Source organism: Puia sp. (assembly GCF_035546395.1).
Taxonomy (GTDB): Bacteria; Bacteroidota; Bacteroidia; order Chitinophagales; family Chitinophagaceae; genus Puia.
Genome location: NZ_DASZXR010000006.1, coordinates 487,990 through 509,184, shown reverse-complemented (window position 1 = coordinate 509,184; position 21,195 = coordinate 487,990). Strand labels below are relative to the sequence as shown.

Here is a 21,195-nt window from a genome sequence, read left to right as displayed (position 1 = left end):
GCCTCTGATTGCGATGAGAACAATTGTGCTATTGTGCCTGCTAATGGCGGCCCGGATGGCGGCTGCGCAGACCTGTACCGGCGGGTTGGGTGACGCGATCGTGAATATCACGTTTGGCGCCGGGCCGGGTTTCGGCAAGCCGTTGCCGTGGGTGTCGGATTTGAATTATCAGGCGGCGGACTGTCCCGAAGATGGGTATTACACGATCACGAGTCATTCGGACGGCTGTTTCGGCCGGACCTGGTGGGATATTCCGCAGGATCATACCGGTGACCCGCAGGGTTATTTTATGCTGATCAATGCTTCCTATCAACCCAGTACTTTTTATTTTCAGACCATCAGCGGGCTTTGCGGTAGTACGAGCTACCAGTTTGCCGCGTGGGTGATGAATGTCGGGATCCGCACCGACCAGATAAAGCCCAATATTACCTTTACTATTTCGAGTGCCGACGGTACAGTCCTGAATTCCGGTACAACGGGAGATATTCCCGGGGGTATCCGGGATAACTGGCAGCAGTATGCCTTTTATTTTACCACACCGCCGGGGGTGAACTCGGTGGTACTCAAGATGGTCAATAATGCGCCGGGCGGGATCGGCAATGATATCGCCATCGATGATATCACGTTTCGGACCGCGGGATCGTCGGTGGGGCTAAGTGTCCAGGGATATACCGGCGACACCCTGCAGGTGTGTGACTATGCACAGACGAATATGTCTTTCAATGCCGCTGTGGAGAGCTGTTATCCTTCGCAGGAAGTGCAGTGGCAGACGAGCGCCGACAGTGGGGTCAGTTGGCAGGATATTGCCGGAGCGAGCACCGCCAGCCTAACCCGGGGTCCGACGGCGGCGGGTCAATATGAATACCGGTTGTTGGTCGCTCAGCGAGGTAATCTCGGCATCAGCAGCTGCGAGATCGCCTCCAAGCCGATTGTAGTGAATGTGGTAATGAAGCCGGCGCCGGCGGTTTCGATAGCCGGCCCCAGTTTGGAAGCCTGCATCGGGGTGCCGACCCATTTTACGGCTACGCCGGTCGATGGAGGGAAGATGCCGGCGTATCAGTGGAGGGTGAACGGTGCGCCGGCGGGGCAGGATTCGGCGGGGTTAACCGTTGTTTCGCCGCCCGGGGGGCTGGTCGTCAATTGTACGATGACCAGTGACGCGGTTTGTGTGCTGGGTCCGGTTGTGGTTTCGAATACGTTAACGTTGCCACCGGTGCCTGTGCCGGTGCAAAGCGTCGGGATCGATGCTTCGGCGACGGCGATCTGTAAGGACAGTCTTGTGCGGTTTGTCGCCAAGCCGGTGAATAGCGGGTCCGCCCCTGCCATTCAGTGGCAGGTGAATTGGTTGAATGTGGGCAGTGGCGATGCTTATAGTACGAGTGGTTTGAACGATGGGGACATGGTGAACTGTATCATGACCGGGAGTCTTGTCTGCAGTCAGCCGACGAGTGCCGATGCAGCGATCAGGATGACGGTGTATCCTTTGCCGGCGGTCGAATTGGATTCGGTGGTGGTCATAGTGTCCGGGTCTACGGTGCGGTTGCGGCCGACGGTCACGGGGAATATCCGGGATTTTTTCTGGACCCCTGTGACGGGGATCGATGCTCCGTCGGCGGCTGAACCGGTGGCGAGCCCGTCGGTTACGACGACCTACCGGTTGTATGTGGTGACGGATGATGGATGTCATGCTGAGGCCTCGGAGCGGGTGGAGGTGTATTATCCGTTGCAGATGCCGGAGGCTTTTACGCCGAATGGGGATGGGAGGAATGATGTGTTTCGGGTGCCGGCGGCGGCGCCGGTGACGATCCGGTCGCTGGCGGTTTTTAACCGGCACGGGGAACGGGTGTTTTATACGACGGATGTGGGGAAGGGGTGGGATGGAAGGTTCGGTGGGACGGATCAGCCTCCGGGCACTTATGTATGGGAGCTGGTGTTTGTGAACCCTGTTACACATAAGACTGAGGATCGAAAGGGCACGGTCATACTAATCAGGTGATCTAAGGTTTTCAACGGGGTTTTGGCGGGCGGCCTTTATGACGCGGGCGGCGACGGTCAGGCCGGTGATGCCCAGGAGGGTGATGGCAGCAAGCGCGAAAATCGATACCGAGAGGGTCGTTCGATAGGCGTAGTTCTCGAGCCAGCGGTGGAGGCCATAGGCGGCGATGGGTATGGCGATGCCGAAGGCGATGGTCAGCAGGAGAACGAATTCTTTTGTCAGCAGCAGTATTATATTGGATATCCCGGCGCCGAGCACTTTTCGGATGGCGATCTCTTTTTTTCTTTGTTCGGCGGTGAAGGCTGCGAGGCCGATCAATCCGATACAAGATATAAAGATGGCGATGGCTGTGGCGGCTTGTACGAGCCAGCCCAGTCGTTGGTCCTGTTGATAGAGTTTTGCGATGGACTCATCGAGGAAGGTATAGCTGAAGGGTTGGTTTTTGACGATGCTTTCCCAGGTGGATCCCAGGCGGGGCAGGGTTTGGAGGATGTTCGCGAGGTGGAGGGCGATGGTGTTCTCGAAGGTGGACCAATGGCCGATGAGGAGGGGAACGATGGCGTCGTGGAGGGAATTCTCGTGGTAATCGGCGATCACGCCGACAATGGGCCAGCTGGGTTGATCGACGATGTTGAGGGAGTGGCCGATGGCGTCGGCTGGGTTTTTGAAGCCAAGTCCCCGGCAATAGGTGGCGTTGATGAGGAATCCGTTGAGGCTGTCGCTGGGGGAGAGGTTGTGACCGGCGAGGAGTTTCAGGTGATAGAAAGGGAGGAAGTTTTCATCGGCGCCCTGCAGGCGGACGAACATATTTGTCCTTTCCTGGCCGTCGAGGCGGACCGGCCGTTCGACGGTGGCGGATCCGGCGGGGGCGTAGCTTTGAAGGGTCCACCCGGTTACGTCCGGGAGCTGTGCGGCTTTTTGAGCAAACTGGTGTAGCTCGCCTGGGGTTGCGCTGAAGGCGTTGACGGTGACGACTGCGTCGGTAGCGAAGCCCATGTCGGCGTCGAGCATGTAGTGGATCTGGCGGCTTGCGGTGATGGAACCGATGATAAAGATGCCGGAGATGACGAACTGGAAGACGATGAGGCCTTTCCGGATGGAGCCATGCCGGTCTTTTGGGTTGTTCTTAAGGGTCGTGGCCGGGTTGTATGAGGCGAGGACCCGGGCTGGATAGAAGCCGGCCAGCAGGGTGGTGGTAGTGATGACGGTAATGGTGAAGAGCAGGGTTTGGGTCGATAGGGGGTGAAACCGGATGCCTTCGAAGAGGTAGGACCGGAAGAGGTGCAAGACGGGTTGAACCAAGGCCATGCCCAGGAGGGCGGCGAGGGTGGTGATGAGGGCCGTTTCCGTGAGGAAGCGGAGGGTCAATTGGTTTTTGCTGCCGCCGAGGACCTTGCGAACGCCGATCTCTTTTGTGCGACGGAGGGAATGGGCGGTGGAGAGGTTGATAAAATTCACGATGGCCAGCAGCAGGATGAATGCGGCGATCCCTATCAGACCATAGAGGGCGGGGCGGTGCGCTTTTCGCAATCCGTCGTGGGAATAGGCTTCGTTGAAATGGATATCGGCCAGTGGTTGGAGGATGAGGTCGAGCCGGATGATGTTGCTCAGACCGCCCGTGGCGGCTTTGTCATAGCGGCCCCTGATGCCGGCAATCTGTTTTTGGATTTTTACCGGATCGCTGTGGGGTTTTATTTTTACCAGGGTAACGGGCCAGGGGTTGTTTGGGCCGGGCGCCCAATTATCGGGATGGAACCGGTTGTGCAGGAAGGTATGGGCGATGGTTGAGAACGAGATGAATTCGGTTTGCGGAAAATCGGTGTTGCCTGTCCAGTCTTTTAGGATACCGGTGACCTGGAGATGAAGGGAGTCGTCGAGGGTCAGTGGTTTGCCTATTACGGCGTCAGGAGTTTGGCGGCCAAACAGTTTGAGTGCCTGGGATTCGGTGAGGACGATGGAGCCCGGGGTGGTGAGGGCCGTCTTTTTGTTTCCGGCGAGCCAGTCATATTGAAGGATGTCGAAATAGTCGTTGGTGGTGAGGATGGCCGTGTCATTGTAGCGATAGGCAGGAGCGACAGTCTCGATACCGGGGATATCGGCACGGATGTGGCCGGGGGCGGGTGGGGGAATGTGTTCGACGAAGAATTCCGAAGCGAACTTTTGCGTACCAAAGTTTTGGGAGACCTTGCCACCGACGCGGTAAATGCGCTGTCGATCCGGGTGGAAGTCGTCGAAGCTGAACTCGTAGTGGGTTATCGTGTATATCGCGATGCAGGCGCAGAGGCCCAGGGCGAGGCCGAGGATATTGATGGCGGTGGTGGCCGGGTGGCGGGTGAGGGTCCGCCAGGCGAATTGGAGGTGATTTTTATCCATTTGTTTTTTTGGGATGCGGGACCGGGAGGATTCCATAAAAAATTGTAGATTAGGAACCATGAAAAAAATAACCTTTCCTGCTGTTTTATCCTTGCTGGTATTTGTGGCTGCCTTTGACGTGAGCGTCTTTGCGCAGACCGGCGGACTGCGTGTGGCGTCGGGAGTGCGATTGCCTGAGGGGGATTCCGTGCTTGTTGACGGCTTGCGTGGATGGCTGGAAGCGGTGAGCGGACCGGATAGTCTTAACCGGTATGTGGCCGAGGAAGACCGGCCGGCGATGGCGGTGTTGACGGGTCAGCTTCGGAGGTTAAAGGGACAGTGCTGGCTGGGTGGGGTGACGCCGTTAGACAGTGTGCACTGGCAGATCCAGTTGAATTATATGAGTATTCATAAGGATACGCCGTCCCTGGAGGCCTGTTGTACGGTGCTGGCGCGGCGGGAGGGGGGCCGGTGCCTTGTCTCGTCGCCGCTGGCGGAGCATACGGCGAGCTGGAAACAAAAGACGATCGGTTGCTGCACTTTTCATTACCCGTCGACCATCAATTTCCGGAAGGCGGCCGAGTTCGAGCGGTTGGTGGAGTCGTATGACCAGCGGCTGAAGATCGCGAAGCCGGTGATCGATTTTTATTGTTGCGGGAATTTCATGGAGGCGGCGAAGCTGGTGGGGATCGATTATATGTCCAGCTTTGGCGGGTTTGGGTATGCGGATGTTTCCAATGACTATGGTTTGCACCAGGTGATCGTTTGCGGGAATGTGTGGAAGGATGGGTTTTCCACGATCAGCATGCATGATATGTGGCATGGGGAGCTGCATCGGGCGGTGTCGACCAAGGTGATCAACCGGCCGGTGGATGAGGGGATGGCCTATTTGTATGGCGGGAGCTGGGTCACTTACGATTGGAAAGATATTTTGAAGCTGATGAAGGATTACCGGGCTTCTCATCCTGACGCGGACTGGCTGGCCTTATATAAGGACGGGACCAACGTGATCCCGCCGCCGAAGATCATCAAGATCTCCTATATCATCAATGCGCTCATCGTGCAGCGGCTGGAGAAGGAGCATGGGTTTGCTGCTTCACTTCCGCTGTTGTGTTGTGGGCCGAAACAGGCCGGGGATGCCAATTATTTCGCTGCGCTACGGACAGTCACGGGTGTCGATGAGGCACATTTTAACGCCTACATCGACGGTTTGGTCAAGGATGCTTTATGAGCCGCTGGAAGCGGCTCGCCCGAAGGGCAGACGTTAGCGGTTTGCGCGAAAAAGCCTAGTTTTTGAGGAAGGCTTTTTCGCGGCCATTTTGACGTTCGAGTTCGTTTATTTGTAACAGCAGCTGGTAGCTGGACAGGATATCCTGCGCGAATTCGATCTGTTTGTCCGATAAATTATTTTGTTTTCCTTGTAGCGCCTGTTGGGCGCTGATGGCCAGCCGTTCGTCGGTCATGCTTTCTCCTCTCGACTGGTAGTATCGCATTTGTTGCTGCAAATCTTTTTTGAGTTCACCTGCGACCTTTGCGGCGAGTGTTGGGTCATCGGCTGCATAGCAGGTCTGGAGGAAGTAGAGCGAGTAAGAGTTGTCGAGGTTTCCCGAGTTGCCGGTGATGCCATAGGGGAAATTCTTGCTATCTACATTGTGGTCATAGTGTTCGAGCACCTGGCGGGCTTCTGTTTTCCGGCCGGCGGCGACGAGGCTTCCGGCGATCTCCGCGTGGGTGAGCTTGATGAGATTTAGCTCGCGGCGGTTGTCGCCGTCAAAATAGACGCCGGGCGTGCCGGCGTGTCCGTATTGAAAGTTCGTCATGATGTGTTTGAAGGCGACGTCGTTATCGACGCGGCTGTTCTCCACGGGGGTCAGTTCGTAGGCGAGACCGCGGTTGCGGACGTATTTGCCGAGGCCGAGGGCGTTGATCTCTCCGGGCATGGTGAAGCAGATGGGCCGTTGCCAGCGGTTGGCGGCGATGATCGCCAGCATGGTCAATTCGTTCTTGAGGAGGTAGTTCTTTTGTGGAGAGACGTCGAGATGGAGCTCGGGAGAGATAGTCTCGCCGGGGTGGGCGGCGCCATTGGCCAGCGCGAGGCGGGCGTCGACGGGGACTGTGAATTTGCGGGTGGGCAGGGTGTTCAGCTGCATGCCGCTTTCGGCTTGAACCATATAACGGGGATCGTCGTTTGCGAGGACTGTTTTAAACGTATCGTAGAGATCGTAGTATTTGTCTTTATTGAATCCGGGATCGCGATCGGTGAAATAGACGATCTCCTTTTTTGAGCCTGCGATCTGGCCGGCGGTGAAGAGTGGGTCGACGGGCGCTGCGTTGTTGATCTTATACCGTAGGGAATTGATCAGCCAGTCGGTGCCGGAGAGCGTGTTGATGATCACGCGCACATCGGGGCGGACATGTTCCACCTCCTGGGCGTACCAGATGGGGTAGGTGTCGTTATCGGCGAAGGAAAAGAGGATGGCGTTGGGCGGGCAGGACTCGAGGTAGTCGACGGCGAGGTCGCGGGCGAGGGTCTTTTTGCTGCGGTCGTGGTCGTCCCATTCCTGGGAGGCCATGAGGACGGGAACGGCCATCCCGCAGAGGGCTGCGGCAGACCAGGCTGTTGCGGTATGGGGGAGACGGATTGCGAATTTTTTGATCAGCTGCTGGATGCCGATGACGCCGAGGCCGATCCACATGGCGAAGACGTAACAGCTGCCGGCGAAGGCATAGTCCCGTTCGCGGGGTTGAAGGCCTGCCTGGTTGAGGTAGAGGACGATGGCCCAGCCGGTGAAGAAGAAGAGGAGGCCGGTGACGATGGCGTCGCGGCGATTGCGGCGATATTGCATGAAGAGGCCGAGGAATCCCAGCAGGAGGGGCAACAGGAAGAGCCGGTTGTAGGATTTGTTGTTCTTGTGGATGGAGTCGGGCATCTTGCTTTGGTCGCCATAGAGGAGGTTGTCTACGAAACCGATGCCGCTGACCCAGTTGCTGTCGCGGGCGTTGCCGTAGCCCTGGACGTCGTTTTGTTTACCGGCGAAGTTCCACATAAAATACCGGAGATACATCCAGTTCGTCTGGTAGTTAAGGAAGTATTTGATATTATCCGCCATGGTGGGGTTGTCGCCGTCGCTCATGCCGGAGAAGCGTTTGTAGGTGTCGATCTCGTTGCGGGTGTTGTCGCTGCTGTACATGCGGGGGAAGAAGTGGGCGTTTGGAGCGTGGGACCAGTCCTGGGCATATTTCTTGCCGGCGATATCGTAATGGTGATCTCCTTTTTCGTACTGGTTACCGGCCTCTACGGTGGGGGCGGGGTCGGTGAAATCGGGGCCGTAGAGGATGGGCCAGTCGCCATAGGTTTCGCGGCCGAGATAGCCGGCGAGGGCGATGGGGTTGTCGACATTGTACATGTCGACGGGCGTGTCGGCGTTGCTGCGGATCATAGTGGTGATATAGGTGGAATAGCCGAGCAGCATAAAGGCGACGCCCCAGAGGCCAATTTTTATATAATATTTGTTTCTTTTCACGGCCCAGCGGATACCGAATACGATGCCGGCGGCGAGGAGGACGAAGAACGTGGTGAAGCCGCTGAAGAAGGGCAGGTTGAGCGAGTTGACGAAGAAGACGTCGAAGGCGCCGGCGCCTTTGATGGTATATTGGATGACGAATACCTGGACGAAGCCGGTGATGGTGCAGCCGATGAGGAAGGCTGCGATGGCGCCCCATAGGGTGGGCCGGTAGCGTTTGAAATAGTAGACCATGACGATGGCGGGGATGGTCAGGAGATTGAGCAGGTGGACGCCGATGGAGAGGCCCATCATATAGAAGATGAAGATGAGCCATTTGTCGGCTCCCGGCTTGCCCGCTTGTTGTTCCCATTTGAGGATGGCCCAGAAGACGATGGCGGTGAAGAAGGCGGAGGAGGCGTATACTTCGCCTTCGACGGCGCTGTACCAGAAGGAGTCGCAAAAGGTGTAGGCGAGGGCGCCGACGGCGCCGGCGCTGAGGATGGTGATGGTTTGGTGATTGTTGGGTTCTGCGGCAGTTGCATTTGGGTTGGCGGCGGTGTTTGCGGGTTGCATTACGAGTTTGCGGGCGAAGTGTGTGATGGTCCAGAAGAGGAAGAGGATGGAAAGGCCGCTGGCGAGCGCGCTCATGCAGTTAACGGCGCGGGCGGCGGTGTGGGGGTTATCGCCGAAGAGGATGATGAAGAAGCGGCCCATGAGGATGAAGAGTGGTGCGCCGGGGGGGTGAGGGATCTCGAGCCGGTTGCAACTGGTGATGAACTCGCCGCAGTCCCAAAGGCTGCCGGTGGGTTCCATGGTGAGGATGAATACGGTGCAGGCGATGAGGCCGACGATCCAGCCGGTGATGAGGTTTACCCGTTGGAAGTTGTTTCTGGCGATGAGTCCCTTCATAAGAATTTGTTGTGCAGAGATTTGCACCAAAGAAGGTGCCGGTTGCCAGTGGGTGGAGGATCAACGGTTTAGGATGCGCGCGGGTTGGGGGTTGTACGGTTTTGATACAGTGATTGTATTGAATGACTACAGGGTGATCAGTAGACGAACTTTACGATGTTGCTGGGTTTGCTGAGATTGGGGTAGACATATTTGCCGGTGGCAGGATCGATATAGTAACTGCTGCTGCCGTAACCGCCGAAGCCGTTGCTTTGTGGGTTATTCCGGTCGTGTACCCAGGGGTTGTAGGTGTATGCTACAGCATAGAGGGTATCCCCCGGCGTGACTGGAGTCGTAGGGGTTGGAACATTCGACTTATTAAAATTTATGGTGTAGCCGCCGATGCCGTCGGGATTGGCTATAATGAACTGATTCGCCATGGTAGTCATGTAGTCTGTAGGGCCGACCGTTTTGTTCTTACTGATGAATACGATCATATTCTCACTGAATTGCTGATAAGTCAGGGAGGAGGTGTCGAGGCGCAGGTCGAAGCCGGCGGTGGTAGGACTGTTTGAGACGAGGATAAAGGTATCGGGTGCTGTTTTTACCGGAATCTGCTCCAGGAGTACATATCCTGCCTGGGTGCCGAGCGTGCCGCCCCCAAAATGAGACAGCCCGAAAATTTTCATTGTGCCGTAACCGGGTTTTGCAAAGGAGAGATCATAGGTTCCCGTAGTTATCCCCGGAAAAATGTAATGGCCAGTTGCATCGGTCGTTTGTGTTTGTTGTTGTGAGCCGCTGCTGAGTGTAATCACGACGTGGGAGCCATCGTTTTGAAAAACAGAAAATTCGTCGACCAGATCCAGTTTTCCGAAGATGGAGGCTGTATCTGTGGCCGACCCTTTGCCGGTTGCGCCGGCTGGGCCTTGTAGTCCGGCGGGACCGGGTACGCCCTGGTCTTTTGTACAGGACAGGAAGGTAAGAAGAAGGACCGGGTAAAATATGTTGTTTTTCATTTTTCGTGGGTTATGGCATTTGAAACCAGTTTAATGTGGAATCCCCGAGAAAAGGGTATCGTACACCGATGTTGTTGGTATAATCGAAATAATAGGATTCGATGGAAAATGGGTGATAGATAATGCTTTTGAGCCAAACGGTGTCGCCCGTATGAAAGGGTTTGGTTGCATTTTGCGTGAGGTTGATGAGAGGATAGCTTTCCATGAGCTGGTTGCCGATGACCCCCTGACCCGATCCCGATGCATAATCGAAGTTCCTGCTGGACACGGTTTTGGAATGAGAGAAGTAGTAGAAGAAATCCCGTTCGTGGTACCCGCTGCTGGCGCCGGGATCAAGGGTGAAGCTGGTTGTGATCATGAGGTTGGTATTACCTTGAACGGTCAGGGTCTGGCCGGTGATCTTTGTGGAAAGGGTTTGGATGAGGTTTGTAGAGCCGATGAACTTGGCCTCGTCGCCGCCGCTGTGCTGGACGAAGATCTCCAGTGAGTCGAAGCCGGTTTTTGTCACGTGAATACTATAGTTGCCGGGAGGGAGTGCCGGGAGGGAGAATTTGCCGGTGCTGTCCGTGGTTGTTCTCAGGAAGGAATCGCCTTTTTGAACGGATATAGCGACGTTCGGAGAGTATGGGTAGGGATTTCCGTATGGGTCAAGCAGGGCGATATACCCGGTGATGGCGCTGGATTTGACACCTATGCCATTGGCGCCTGCCTGGCCTGCGGCTCCTGTGGCTCCGGGAATACCCTCGGCTTGTTTCGTACAACCTGCGGCTACAGCCAGGAGCAAAGTAAGGAAAAGGAGTTTGGGGAAAGGATTGCGGTGCATACTAGAATTTGTGTTGGGCGTTGTTTACGATCACTTCGGGCGATGCTTTGGCGGCGCTTGAGGCGACTGAATTACCCTGTTCATCGACGTAAATGTTGAATGCCGGATTTATTATTGCGACACTAAAATAGAGATTGGAGGTGTTTGTGAACTTTCCGGAGAGTTGGGCCAATTCCCATGGGTACGATGCGTATGTAAGGATAGAATCGTTGATTTGGGTCCATGTATCTATCCATGCGAATTTGTTGTGGCCGCTGGCGACGCCAGTGGAATCATTCATATAGATGATCAGCAGATCGCTGCCCAGGTGGCGGGGATTTGCGAGGAATGCCGTGAAGTTGAGGTAGGGCTGGCCGAATTGGATGCTGCTATCAATCTTCAGGGACTTGATGTCGTAGCCAGAGGGCATGAGTTGGGACGCCGAGATGGCGCCGAGCTTTGTTGGTGTTGGTGTGCCGGTGTTGAGGATGCGAAGATAACGCATGGTCCCAAACCCTTGCTTCTGGATGGAGAGATTGTAATAGCCTTCGTTGGCCACGATGGTGAAGCTGCCGTCGGCTGCGCTGGTGGCCTGAACAAGGGGATTGGTATTTTCGAGAGTTATGGTGGCGCCACTATTATCTGCCAGGGGTTTGCCCAGAGTATCGTACAGGATCACGGTTCCCTGGAGGGGGCCTTTTTGAAGATTATCGGCTCCGTTGGCGCCGGCGGGGCCCTGGGGGCCGGCGGGACCGGGGATATTCTTTTTTTGACAGCTAAGGGCAAACAGGATCAGGCAGCCCAGGGATAACCGGAATAGGGTCATAAGAGACAGGTTAGGGATTTGGCGAGGGAAGTTAAGGAGATGTGTGTGAAATGGGGGCGAGATTTAATAGGCGTGTGTATTCCCGGATAGGCGTGTTGTTAGCGGGTAAGATCGTGCAGGTGGAAGATGGGTTCGAGGTCGGCGAAGTTGGTCTCTTTGAGGATGCGGTTGATGGTTTCGAAGGGTTTTTGGTTGTCGGCGAGGTTTGAGAAGAAGACGATGCTGAGCTCATCGGCGGGGAGTTGGATGACGAAGTTGGAAAAGCCGCAGGTGCTGCCGGAGTGGAAGAGGATGAGGGGAGGGTTGGCGTATTCGAACCAGCCGGCGGCATAGTAGCTAGTCGGATTGATGGGGAAGCGGAGGCGTTTGAGGGTGGTTGGGAGGTTGATGAGTTTGTTTTGCTGTAGCGCCCGGGTCCATTTTGCATAGTCATTCAGAGACGTGTAGACGCCGCCGTCGCCTTTTGTGGCGCTGGTGACGCTTTGGTCATTGGGATATCCCATGGCGCGGCGGGGGATGTGGGCGCCGGGGATATAGACGGCGCTGCTGTCCATGTGCAGGGGGAGGAAGATATTTGTTGCGACGAAGTTGGAAAATGAGGTGTGGGCTACGCGTTGGATGATGAGAGCGAGGAGGCAGTAGCCGGAGTTGCTATAGCGGAAGCGGCTGCCTGGCGGGAAGAGGGTGGAGTCGTGGGTGGAGAGGAGGCGGAGGACATCGGCGTCGAGGACCTGGGTTGTTTGGGTTACGGGGATGAGGTTTTCATAGTCGAGCAGGCCGGAGGAATGGGTGAGCAGGTGGCGGATGAGGATGGTCTTGCCGACGTGGAGGGGAAGTTCGGGGAGCCAGCGGCCGATGGGATCGTCGACGCTGAGGGCACCTTGTTTTTCCAGCAGGAGGATGGCCATGGCGGTGAATTGTTTGGTCACTGAGGCCATGCGGAAGTTGGTGGTGGAATCGAGGCCATGCCCCGTGGTGTTGTAGTAGAGGGGTTGGCCGTGTTTTTCGATGGACAGGACGAAGCCGGGTTGTGCGGGGGACTGCTGGTGGAAAAACGAATCCAGCCGGCTTTCGAGGGCCGGCTGGGGGTATGCAAAATGTGTCGTAAGTAAGAGGATGAGGGCCGAAATGGTTCTCATACTCTGAAGATAGTACTATTTTATAATGCTTCGATCGAGAGGCGAGTGGTTTTTTCTTTTTTATTGAATTCGTAGACCATCACATAACCCTCTTTTGCCGGGAAGACCGCGACCCTATTGTTTCCTTCTTTATGGGGGATCGTGCGCGCCACTTTTTTCTCATTGATATTATAGATGTCGATATCCTTTGCCTTATCGATGATGAGGTATTGGGTGCGGGTGTCGGAGTTCTTTACCGTATAGTAGGTGTTCGGGTTGTAGGTGGAAACGGGGGAGGTGGCGAATCCGTAGCTGCTGCGGGGAGCGGGGACGGTCGTTGCAAGGTCGAGCTTTCCGGAGGCATCCTGTCTGAAGAGGAGGACATCGCGTGTAGCGAACTTATTCGTTCCTCCATACAGGAAGGCGGGAGCGCCATAGATCGTCCACACGGTGAGTACGGCGCCTGCAATCGAGCCCCAGCGGACCTGGCTTTTCAGACCGCAGGCGGCGAAGATCGTATTGCCCTGGTAGTCCTTAAAGGCCCGCTCGATGTACGCGTATTCATGGGCTTGCGGGAGGTAGCCCGTTTTGTCGATGAAGGATTGAGAGCCGTCGTTCCAGTAGGAGAAGGAGGCCTGGATATCTTTTCTTGTATGACCGTTGAGACTGATCGAGAAGACCCCCGTGTAGGGACCGTGCCTGACGGCGCGGCCGGTGCCATAGTGGTTGCCCCGCTGGGGATCGATCACGAGGCCGGCCAGGTAGGGTTTGCCGCTGACGGGGTCATTATCGAAGGCCAGGACCTTGAGGGCGTTCCCTTTTTTGTCTTTGAGCAAAAATTTGGGATAGGCGGTAGAGTCGACGGAGTTGTAGCTAAGGACCTGGAATCCGCCCTCTTTCATTTCCTCTTTCATTTTTACGAGGAGGGAGATCTCGGTCCCGGAGGTAAGCAGGGTGAAGTCATCGGCATTCTCCTTTACCTGTTTTTGCCAAAGGAGCTTTCCTGAGGCGCCAAAGACCAGCAGGTCGTTCTTGCTGTCGTCGCCATAGAAGCAGGCGAATCCTTTGCCGCTGATGTTGCGCAGTTGGATATTGTGTTTCAGCCGGCCGTTGCCGATCACCCTGCGGTTGCTGTTTGCGGCATAGGCGAAATCCGGCTCGATATTCATCGGCGTGCTGATGGAGCTGAGGATCTTGCCGTTGAGACCGAGGAACTGGCTGAAGAGGGCAGCCTTGCAATCATACCGGAAGTTGCGGAATTCCTTTTCATTCTTGAATTCCCTGCCGACGAAATTCGTCTTTACATAGGCCAGGAAAAGAACGTCCTGGTCGAAGGAGACGGCTTTGAGGTTAAGCTTCTCTTCGCGGAATTTGACCGAGCCGATGTCGTTGAGATTCTCGTCCATGATCTCGATGCGGTAGTTGAAGGAGTCGGCGCTGGCCCGTTCCAGCTGGGTGAAGACGAGGTAGCCGACGAGGTTGCCGTCCTGTATAATGGGTTCGAAGTCCTGGGACATGTCGTCCGTGACGGCTTTAAACACTTTTGTCTGGGCCTGTGCGGCCGTGGTGGTCAGCAGGGCCAGGGCCAGGATCCGGAGTAAGGGATTCATAGTTATTTCTTTTCGAAGTTTTGAGCGAGTTCGTTGTACATGCTGTTGGCGTTGCCGCTGGTGAAGAGATGGGCGGCGCGGGACTTGTTCTTGTCCGAGTCGTCGGGGTCGAGGGCGAGAGTGAACACAAAGGATTTAAGATCTTTCTCAACGGAAGGCATATTCTTCCAGAATCCACCGTCCTGTAGCGTCTGGCAGGCTTGTTTCAGGTTGTCGCGGGGGATCTGTTCGAGCAGGGTCTGGAGGGCGTAATATTGTTTCGAGATGACCTCTTTTGGGACGACGCCGATGGCGTTGAAGCGATTGAGCATACGATCGGAGTAGTAGAGGCCGGCGAAGATGTTGCTGAGCATGAAGTCGTACCAGAGGTCGGTGTTGCCTTTATCCTTTATCAGCAGGATGCGATAGAGGCAGGGCGTGAGGTCGACGTTGGAGTACATATTCCACAGGAGCATTTTGTTGGCCTTATCCTGGATGGCGGCTGGGATGGCGGTGTAATGCGCGTTGGGGGTGGTAAGGCTTTTTGTTTTTGCGTAGCGATCGACGCAGTCGGGGTGTGTCTTCAGGGAGTCGGCGAGCTTGCCCGTGTCCGAGAAGGAATAGGCTTTTGTCGAGAGACCGTGGCCCCGCCGCTGCGTCCAGGTCTCCTCATAGGGAAGATGATAGGCTGTGAAGAAGGCTGCGATGGGATGTTTCAGCGGCTGCTGGTATTCGAGGTCGGCGCTGTCGAGGTGGAGGAAATAGTTGGCCTGGAAAGCGATGTTGCTTTTCCTGAGCAGGATGATCGCCAGGGAATCGGCCTCGCTTTCGTGATAACGCTGGTGGCGGCTGCGGCTGAAAGTGTATCCTTCAAGGACCTTCTTCAGGCGGGAGAGGCGTTCGTATTTCGAATCCAGGACGGCGTTGAGCGACTGCCTGTAATCGTCGGAGCTGAGCCATTCCGCCTTTTGGTACATGGCGTTCTCCACATGATGGAGGATGTTATGGGACATCTCATGGGCGATGGCGAGGGCCAGTTCTTCGCGGGTGGTCGAGAAGGTGATCAGGCCGAGGTTGACGGCCAGGAGGTTGCCGCCGACGGCGTAGGCGTTGACCGAATAGCTGCGATCGATGAGGAGGAAGGGTTTTTCGGGAACGAGCTGGCGGTTGGCTTCGGCGATCTGGCGGACGATGGCATCGACGTAGTCATACACTTCGTTGTCATGGACATAATCGTCGTTGTTGATGGCGCCGGTGATGCCGTCGGTCCTGGCGTCCCAGATCTCCTTGTATTTTTTCTGGGCGGCTTTGTCCTTGAACGAGGAGGGGCATACCCAGGCCTTTTTGAGGGAGTCGCGTTGCTTGCCGTAGTAGAAGTGGGAGAGATCCTGATAGGAGTACAGGGATTGGGAATGGGCACCGATGGCCAGCAGCAGGGTGATGGCGCAGGCGGATAAGTGGATTTTGGCGCGGAACATCGAGTTTACAGATAGGTTCGATGGATAACGGCAAAATGGGGAAAATATTGAGCGTGGCTGCGGGAGGGGTGCGGGGATGCTGGCTAAATTGAGAAAACGTTTGCTTTATGACATTCAAAACTAAAATCCCGGGGATTTCCCGGGTAGGATTCTGCTTACTTTTGATCACAGGTATGATCGCCTGTAAGAAAAATTTGCGCTCATCTTCCGGCGACGCGGGGGTAGCCACGACCCAGCGGGCGACCACGTATTCCCTTGTGTGGGATGAGGAATTCAACGGTACCAGTGTGAATACGGCCAACTGGAACGTCGATGTCGGTAACCCGGGTGTCAATCATGAGCTGGAGTATTACCAGGCGTCCAATGCGACGGTAAGCAATGGGAGCCTGGCGATCACAGCCCGGCAGCAGTCGGTCGGCGGGCAGCCTTATACCTCGGCCAAACTGGAGACCTATGGAAAGTTCAGTATTACGTACGGCCGCGTGGAGGCCAGGATCCAACTTCCGATGGTGAACGGCACCTGGCCGGCTTTCTGGATGCTGGGGACCAGTATCAACCAGGGGACGCCCTGGCCGGATTGCGGGGAGATCGACATCATGGAGCATGTCAATACCACCAATACGATCCTTGGGACGATGCACTGGAATGGCGGGAGCGGGCATGTCCAATATGGCAGCAGCACCACCACCACGCCCGGCGTCTATCATGTATATGCCGTGGAGTGGGATGCCAACAGCATTCGCTGGTATGTGGATAACAGTCTTTATGTGACCGGTAATATCGCCAACAATATCAATAATACGGGGGCTTTCCATCATCCGTTCTACATCATCCTGAACCTGGCGATGGGCGGGGATCTTCCCGGGAATAATATCGACAACGGCAGTCTGCCGACGCAGATGCTGGTCGATTATGTCCGGGTATACAGCATGACCCCCAATTCGGGACCGCCCATTGGGCAGACCATTTCGATCATGGGGAACAATAACGACTTTGTGAGCAGCAATAATGGGGCAAGCGCCATTACCTGTGACCGGACGGTGGCCCAGGGCTGGGAGCAATGGACGGTTGTGGACGCCGGGAACGGGAAGATCGCGTTGCGGGGGAATAACGGCGACTATATGTCCTCGGAGAACGGGGTGCAGGCGATGACCTGTAACCGGGCGACGTTCCAGGCCTGGGAAACGTTTACCTGGATCGATAATGCGGACGGATCTTTCTCGCTGAAAGGTAATAATGGAGATTTTGTTTCTTCGGAAAATGGAGCGCAGGGGATGACCTGTAACCGAACTACGGCAAGCCTATGGGAAGATTTTCGGGTAGTGCATTAATATCCGCGTTGTTGCTGATCGGTCAGTGGGCCAGTGGTCAGGGACCGGAGGCTGCCGTCGCGGGTGGTTTTCAGTCGATGAACCTGCGCTGGTCCATTGCCGGCAACAGCGCCGGGCGATGGCCGAATGTGTATTCTGAGCTCAGGTGGCGGCGGGTTGGCGGGGTTTCTGCCGATGCTGTTTTGCGGTATGGGGTGGGGCGACGATGGGTGTTGTTTGGAGAAGGGTTGCGGTTGTTTACATCGACGGGGCGGGTTTCGGACCGGGATTATTCGCAGGACAACAGGAATGGTGTCCAATATTCGGGGGACTTTTCGGGTGGCGGTGGGTATGGGTATTCGATTGGGGCTGGGGCGGGTTACCGGTTGTGGCCGGGTTCGCGATTCGAGCTTGTTCCCGCGGTGGGCTACGGGGTTAGTGGCCAGCATCTCACTATTACCGACCCTGGTGGATTGTACGATTTTCTGAATAGTTATTATCAGACATCCTGGTATGGACCATTTTTTCGGGCATTGGCTTTGTGGAGCTCCGGCCGGTGGCGGGTGTCGGGGATGGTTACGTATCACCAGGTGAGCTACCGGGCGAAGGCCGATTGGAATCTGATCGCGGATTTTGATCATCCCGTCAGTTTCCGGCACCGGGCGGATGGATTTGGCATCGAGGGCGAGTGTCGTGCTGGTTACCGGGTTTGTACGGGGTTGGAGGTCTTTGCTGCGATGAGCGGGAATGTGTGGGAGACGGGGATTGGGATCGATGAACTTTATCGATCGGGCGGGGCGACGCAACAGACGCAATTAAATGAGGTGATCATGACGGGGTTCGGGCTTCGCGCCGGTGTTCGCGTTGGGCTTTCTTCCATTGCTGGTAAAGGGGCTTTTGATCGGCGGTGAGGAGGGCATTTATCTTTTGATCGGCGTCGTGGTTGATGCTGCGGCGGGCGTGGCTGTTGGAGCGGCGGTCGCCGGAGGGGTCATTGCGGAGGCTGTCGAGGGCGACATCGCGTTGGATGAGGATCACCTGCATTTGAGTCACCTGGTCTTCGGTGAGGTTCAGCTGTTGCTGCAACATTTTCAGCTGGCGGACGGCTTGTTTGTTGGGGTTCGGTTTTTTTACGGCTGACGTATCGGTGGACTGGGCGTGGAGGGTCAAGCCGAGGCTTAGCGTGAAAATGAGAAGGCTGAGCGATCGCTTCATGTGTATTGTTGGGTTTGGTGTTGGACTTCAATCCAGTGAAAAGGTTTAATATCCTTTTAAACCTTTTGCTGATGGCGGCTTCCAACCGGAAATTCCTTGTACATGAAATTTGTGATAAAAGTGATCGCTGTTGCTCTTGTTGTGACGGGGGGATGGGCATTCGTCGGGTCGGGTGTCGCGCCGGCGGCGCGGTTTCCATATGCAAAGGCGGGGTTAACGGAGCGGCAGGCGGCGGCGCATCTGATCAGCCGGTTTACGTTTGGCGCGAGGCCGGGGCAGGTGGACACCGTGGTGCGGATGGGGTTGGAGAACTGGTTTGCGAAGCAGCTCGTGGGGCTGTTGCCGGATGACTCACTGGAGGAAAGGCTCAGCCATTATGATGCGTTGGAGCTGAGCAACGAGCAGGTTGCCAATACTTATCCGCGAAACGGGCAGGTGGTGCGGATGGCGATCCAGGACGGGGTGATCAACAAGGATTCGGTCAAAACGGACCGCAAGGAATACCGGGAGATGTTACAGGCTTATATGGCGCAGAGGGGGTTGAAGCAGGAGCAGGACCTGTTCCGGCAGCTATTCTGTCAGAAGGTGTTGCGGGCGGCTTATTCCGAGAACCAGCTGCGGGAGGTGATGACCGATTTCTGGTTCAATCATTTCAATGTTTCCCTTACGAAGAATGACTGTTCGCCATTCATCCCGGCGTATGAGCGGGATGTGATACGGCCGAATGCGTTAGGGCGATTTACGGAGTTGTTGTTGAAGACGGCGAAATCGCCCGCGATGTTGTACTACCTTGATAATTTTCAAAGCAGTGGGCCGCCGAAGGGGTTGAACGAGAACTATGCGCGGGAGGTGATGGAGCTGCATACGCTTGGCGTAGACGGCGGCTATACTCAGCAGGATGTGACGGAGGCGGCGAGAGTGTTGACGGGATGGGGCGTCTACCCGATGGGGCAATTTGCGCGAGGTGGGATGGCACGGCTGGCGAAATTCACGGATGCGCAGATCGCGCAACGGGGTTTTGTGCATGATGGGGATTTCTTTTTCAACAGCAACCGGCATGATAAGGGAGAGAAGACGGTGTTGGGGCATGTTTTTCCGGCGGGTGGCGGGTATGAAGAAGGGGTGACCCTGTTGAGTCTGCTGGCGCATCAGCCGGCGACTGCGCGATTTGTGTGCCGGAAGATCGCAGTCCGGTTTGTCAGCGATGACCCGCCCGCGTCGCTGGTGGAGAAGATGGCCAAGACCTTTCTGGAAAAGAACGGGGATATCCGGCAGGTGCTGCTGACGATGGTGCAGTCGCCGGAGTTCTGGAGTCCTGTGGCGTTGAGGGAGAAGACCAAGTCGCCCTTTGAGTTGGCTATCGGCGCGGTGCGGGCATTGAATGGGGATATCCGGCAGCCGTTGCCGTTGTTCAACTGGGTGGCGAGGATGGGGGAGAAGAAATATTACTACCAGGCGCCGACGGGATTTCCGGATCGGGGAACCTATTGGATCAATACGGGTTCGTTGTTGAACCGCATGAATTTTGGATTGGCGTTGGCGGCGGGAAGGGTCGCGGGGGTGCAGATCGATCTTTTGGCGTTGAATAATGGGCATGAGCCGGAGAGTGCGATGGCGGCTTTGACTATTTATGGGAAGATACTATTACCGGAAAGAGACCTTGCGGCGACGGAGAAGCGGTTGACGCCGTTATTGACCGATCCAGGGCTTGTGCAAAAGGTTAATGCGGCGGCTGGAGATGGTTTTGCCATGGTGCAGGATCGTGGGATGTTGGCGCAGGCGGTTGGAATCATTATTGGGTCACCTGAATTTCAAAGGAGGTAAGCGATGGTTTCGAGAAGAGGTTTTTTGAAAGGGAGCGGGCTTGCGTTGTTTGGCGTGGGCCTGATGGGGGGTATCCCGGCCTTTATGGCGGAGGCTGCGGCGAGCGAGAAGCTGAGTCTGCCGTATAAGCGGAAGCGGGTGCTGGTATGTATCTTCCAGCGGGGGGCGATGGATGGGCTGATGGCCGTCACGCCATTTACGGACGAGTATCTGCAGGTTGCGCGGCCGAACCTACTGGTGCCGGCTGTCGCGAACGGGAAAGGGAATGTGCTGATCGACCTCGACGGCCGGTGGGGTTTGCATCCCAACATGAAGGCCTTCGAGCCGTTGTTCCGGGAGGGTAGACTGGCGGTGGTGCATGGGATCGGGAGTCCCAATACTACCCGCAGTCATTTCGATGCGCAGGACTATATGGAGTCGGGTACTCCTTTCAATAAGGGGACGGCCAGCGGTTGGCTGAACAGGGCCGTCGGGCTGCTTGGGCATGATGCCGTTACGCCTTTTACGGCGGTGAGTCTTACTTCGGCTTTGCCGCGATCGTTCTATGGGGATCATCCGTCGGTTGCGATCAGCAATCTACAGGATTTTGCGATCCAAATGCGGGGCAATCCGGCGGTGGTCAATACAACGGCGAAGAGTTTCGAAGAGCTGTATGACCAGACCTCGGCGGGACTGCTGCGTGATACGGGTAAGGAGAGCTTCGAGGCGATGAAGGTGTTGCAGCAGGCGGACCTCAGGGGCTACCGGCCCGCGGGCGGGGCAGTCTACCCGGGGAGCCCACTGGGTAATTCCCTGCGGCAGATCGCGCAGCTGATCAAGATGGATGTCGGGCTGGAGGTAGCCTTCACTGAGTCGAACGGCTGGGACACCCATTTCAACCAGGGCACGGATAACGGCATTTTTGCGCGGAATGTCGGGGACCTGAGCAATAGTATTGCTGCCTTTTGGACTGATCTGGACGCTTACCAGGACGATGTAACGGTGATGACTATGACCGAGTTTGGGCGGACGGTGCATCAGAATGGGACGGGAGGCACGGACCATGGGCGGGGAAGTTGTAACTTTATCCTTGGGAATAACGTCCTAGGGGGGAAGGTGCATGGAAATGTGGCCGAGCTGGCGGTGGAGAACCTGGAGGATGGAAGGGATCTGCCTGTGACGACGGATTTTCGGGGGGTGTTCAGTGCGGTGGCGGATGGGCATTTGAGGATCTCCGACGATAATACCCTTTTTCCCGAGTGGACGGGAACGAGGGCTGCCGTGATGAAAATTTAA

Annotated in this window: 15 protein-coding genes; 6 read left to right on the top strand and 9 right to left on the bottom strand. The window is 56.1% G+C overall.

All coding sequences use genetic code 11. The features are described 5' to 3' along the window. The first annotated feature begins 13 nt into the window (after positions 1–13). Positions 14–1,996 (top strand): gliding motility-associated C-terminal domain-containing protein, encoded by a 1,983-nt coding sequence (locus VHE34_RS08325; RefSeq protein WP_325586635.1) that lies wholly within the window; start codon positions 14–16, stop codon positions 1,994–1,996. Here the strand turns inward: VHE34_RS08325 and VHE34_RS08320 are convergent. Then, positions 1,985–4,369, bottom strand: coding sequence for an ABC transporter permease (locus VHE34_RS08320; protein ID WP_325586633.1), 2,385 nt, complete (start codon positions 4,367–4,369; stop codon positions 1,985–1,987). The genes VHE34_RS08325 and VHE34_RS08320 overlap by 12 nt on opposite strands. 58 nt (positions 4,370–4,427) lie before the next feature. Between VHE34_RS08320 and VHE34_RS08315 the strand changes: the two genes are divergently transcribed. Then, entirely contained in the window at positions 4,428–5,579 is a 1,152-nt protein-coding gene (locus VHE34_RS08315; RefSeq protein ID WP_325586631.1) for a hypothetical protein, read from the top strand. A gap of 55 nt (positions 5,580–5,634) precedes the next feature. Here VHE34_RS08315 and VHE34_RS08310 read toward each other — a convergent pair whose 3' ends face one another. The 7 genes from VHE34_RS08310 to VHE34_RS08280 all read right to left on the bottom strand — a co-directional run bounded on the left by VHE34_RS08310 (position 5,635) and on the right by VHE34_RS08280 (position 15,571). After that, a complete protein-coding gene (locus tag VHE34_RS08310) occupies positions 5,635–8,763 on the bottom strand; it encodes a DUF2723 domain-containing protein (RefSeq protein ID WP_325586629.1) in 3,129 nt (1,042 codons plus the stop codon). 137 nt (positions 8,764–8,900) lie between these two features. After that, positions 8,901–9,758 (bottom strand): carboxypeptidase-like regulatory domain-containing protein, encoded by an 858-nt coding sequence (locus VHE34_RS08305; protein WP_325586627.1) that lies wholly within the window; start codon positions 9,756–9,758, stop codon positions 8,901–8,903. A gap of 10 nt (positions 9,759–9,768) precedes the next feature. Further along, positions 9,769–10,581, bottom strand: a complete 813-nt coding sequence (locus VHE34_RS08300) for a carboxypeptidase-like regulatory domain-containing protein (RefSeq protein WP_325586626.1) — start codon at positions 10,579–10,581, stop codon at positions 9,769–9,771. A 1-nt stretch (position 10,582) separates the two neighbouring features. Next, positions 10,583–11,386 carry a carboxypeptidase-like regulatory domain-containing protein gene (locus VHE34_RS08295; RefSeq protein ID WP_325586624.1) on the bottom strand — a complete coding sequence of 268 codons (804 nt, stop codon included), beginning with the start codon at positions 11,384–11,386 and terminating at the stop codon, positions 10,583–10,585. A gap of 98 nt (positions 11,387–11,484) precedes the next feature. Then, complete coding sequence (locus VHE34_RS08290; protein WP_325586622.1) at positions 11,485–12,525, bottom strand: serine hydrolase domain-containing protein; 1,041 nt, start codon at positions 12,523–12,525, stop codon at positions 11,485–11,487. Between the two features lie 20 nt (positions 12,526–12,545). Next, entirely contained in the window at positions 12,546–14,114 is a 1,569-nt protein-coding gene (locus VHE34_RS08285; protein WP_325586620.1) for a DUF6770 family protein, read from the bottom strand. Between the two features lie 2 nt (positions 14,115–14,116). Next, a complete protein-coding gene (locus tag VHE34_RS08280) occupies positions 14,117–15,571 on the bottom strand; it encodes a M48 family metalloprotease (RefSeq protein WP_325586617.1) in 1,455 nt (484 codons plus the stop codon). A gap of 194 nt (positions 15,572–15,765) precedes the next feature. On the opposite strand from VHE34_RS08280, the gene VHE34_RS08275 reads away from it, so the two are divergent. Both VHE34_RS08275 and VHE34_RS08270 read left to right on the top strand, forming a co-directional pair. Continuing rightward, positions 15,766–16,902 carry a family 16 glycosylhydrolase gene (locus VHE34_RS08275; protein ID WP_325586615.1) on the top strand — a complete coding sequence of 379 codons (1,137 nt, stop codon included), beginning with the start codon at positions 15,766–15,768 and terminating at the stop codon, positions 16,900–16,902. Further along, the gene (locus VHE34_RS08270; protein ID WP_325586613.1) at positions 16,875–17,792 is read left to right on the top strand and encodes a hypothetical protein; all 918 of its coding nucleotides are present in this window, start codon (positions 16,875–16,877) and stop codon (positions 17,790–17,792) included. Before VHE34_RS08275 ends, VHE34_RS08270 begins: the two co-directional genes overlap by 28 nt. Here VHE34_RS08270 and VHE34_RS08265 read toward each other — a convergent pair. Then, entirely contained in the window at positions 17,710–18,096 is a 387-nt protein-coding gene (locus tag VHE34_RS08265) for a hypothetical protein (protein WP_325586611.1), read from the bottom strand. The two genes, VHE34_RS08270 and VHE34_RS08265, sit on opposite strands and share 83 nt — an antisense overlap. Before the next feature lie 102 nt (positions 18,097–18,198). Here VHE34_RS08265 and VHE34_RS08260 point away from each other — a divergent pair, with 102 nt between their 5' ends. Together VHE34_RS08260 and VHE34_RS08255 are read left to right on the top strand one after the other, a co-directional pair. Next, complete coding sequence (locus tag VHE34_RS08260) at positions 18,199–19,920, top strand: DUF1800 domain-containing protein (RefSeq protein ID WP_325586609.1); 1,722 nt, start codon at positions 18,199–18,201, stop codon at positions 19,918–19,920. A 3-nt stretch (positions 19,921–19,923) separates the two neighbouring features. Continuing rightward, the gene (locus tag VHE34_RS08255) at positions 19,924–21,195 is read left to right on the top strand and encodes a DUF1501 domain-containing protein (protein ID WP_325586607.1); all 1,272 of its coding nucleotides are present in this window, start codon (positions 19,924–19,926) and stop codon (positions 21,193–21,195) included.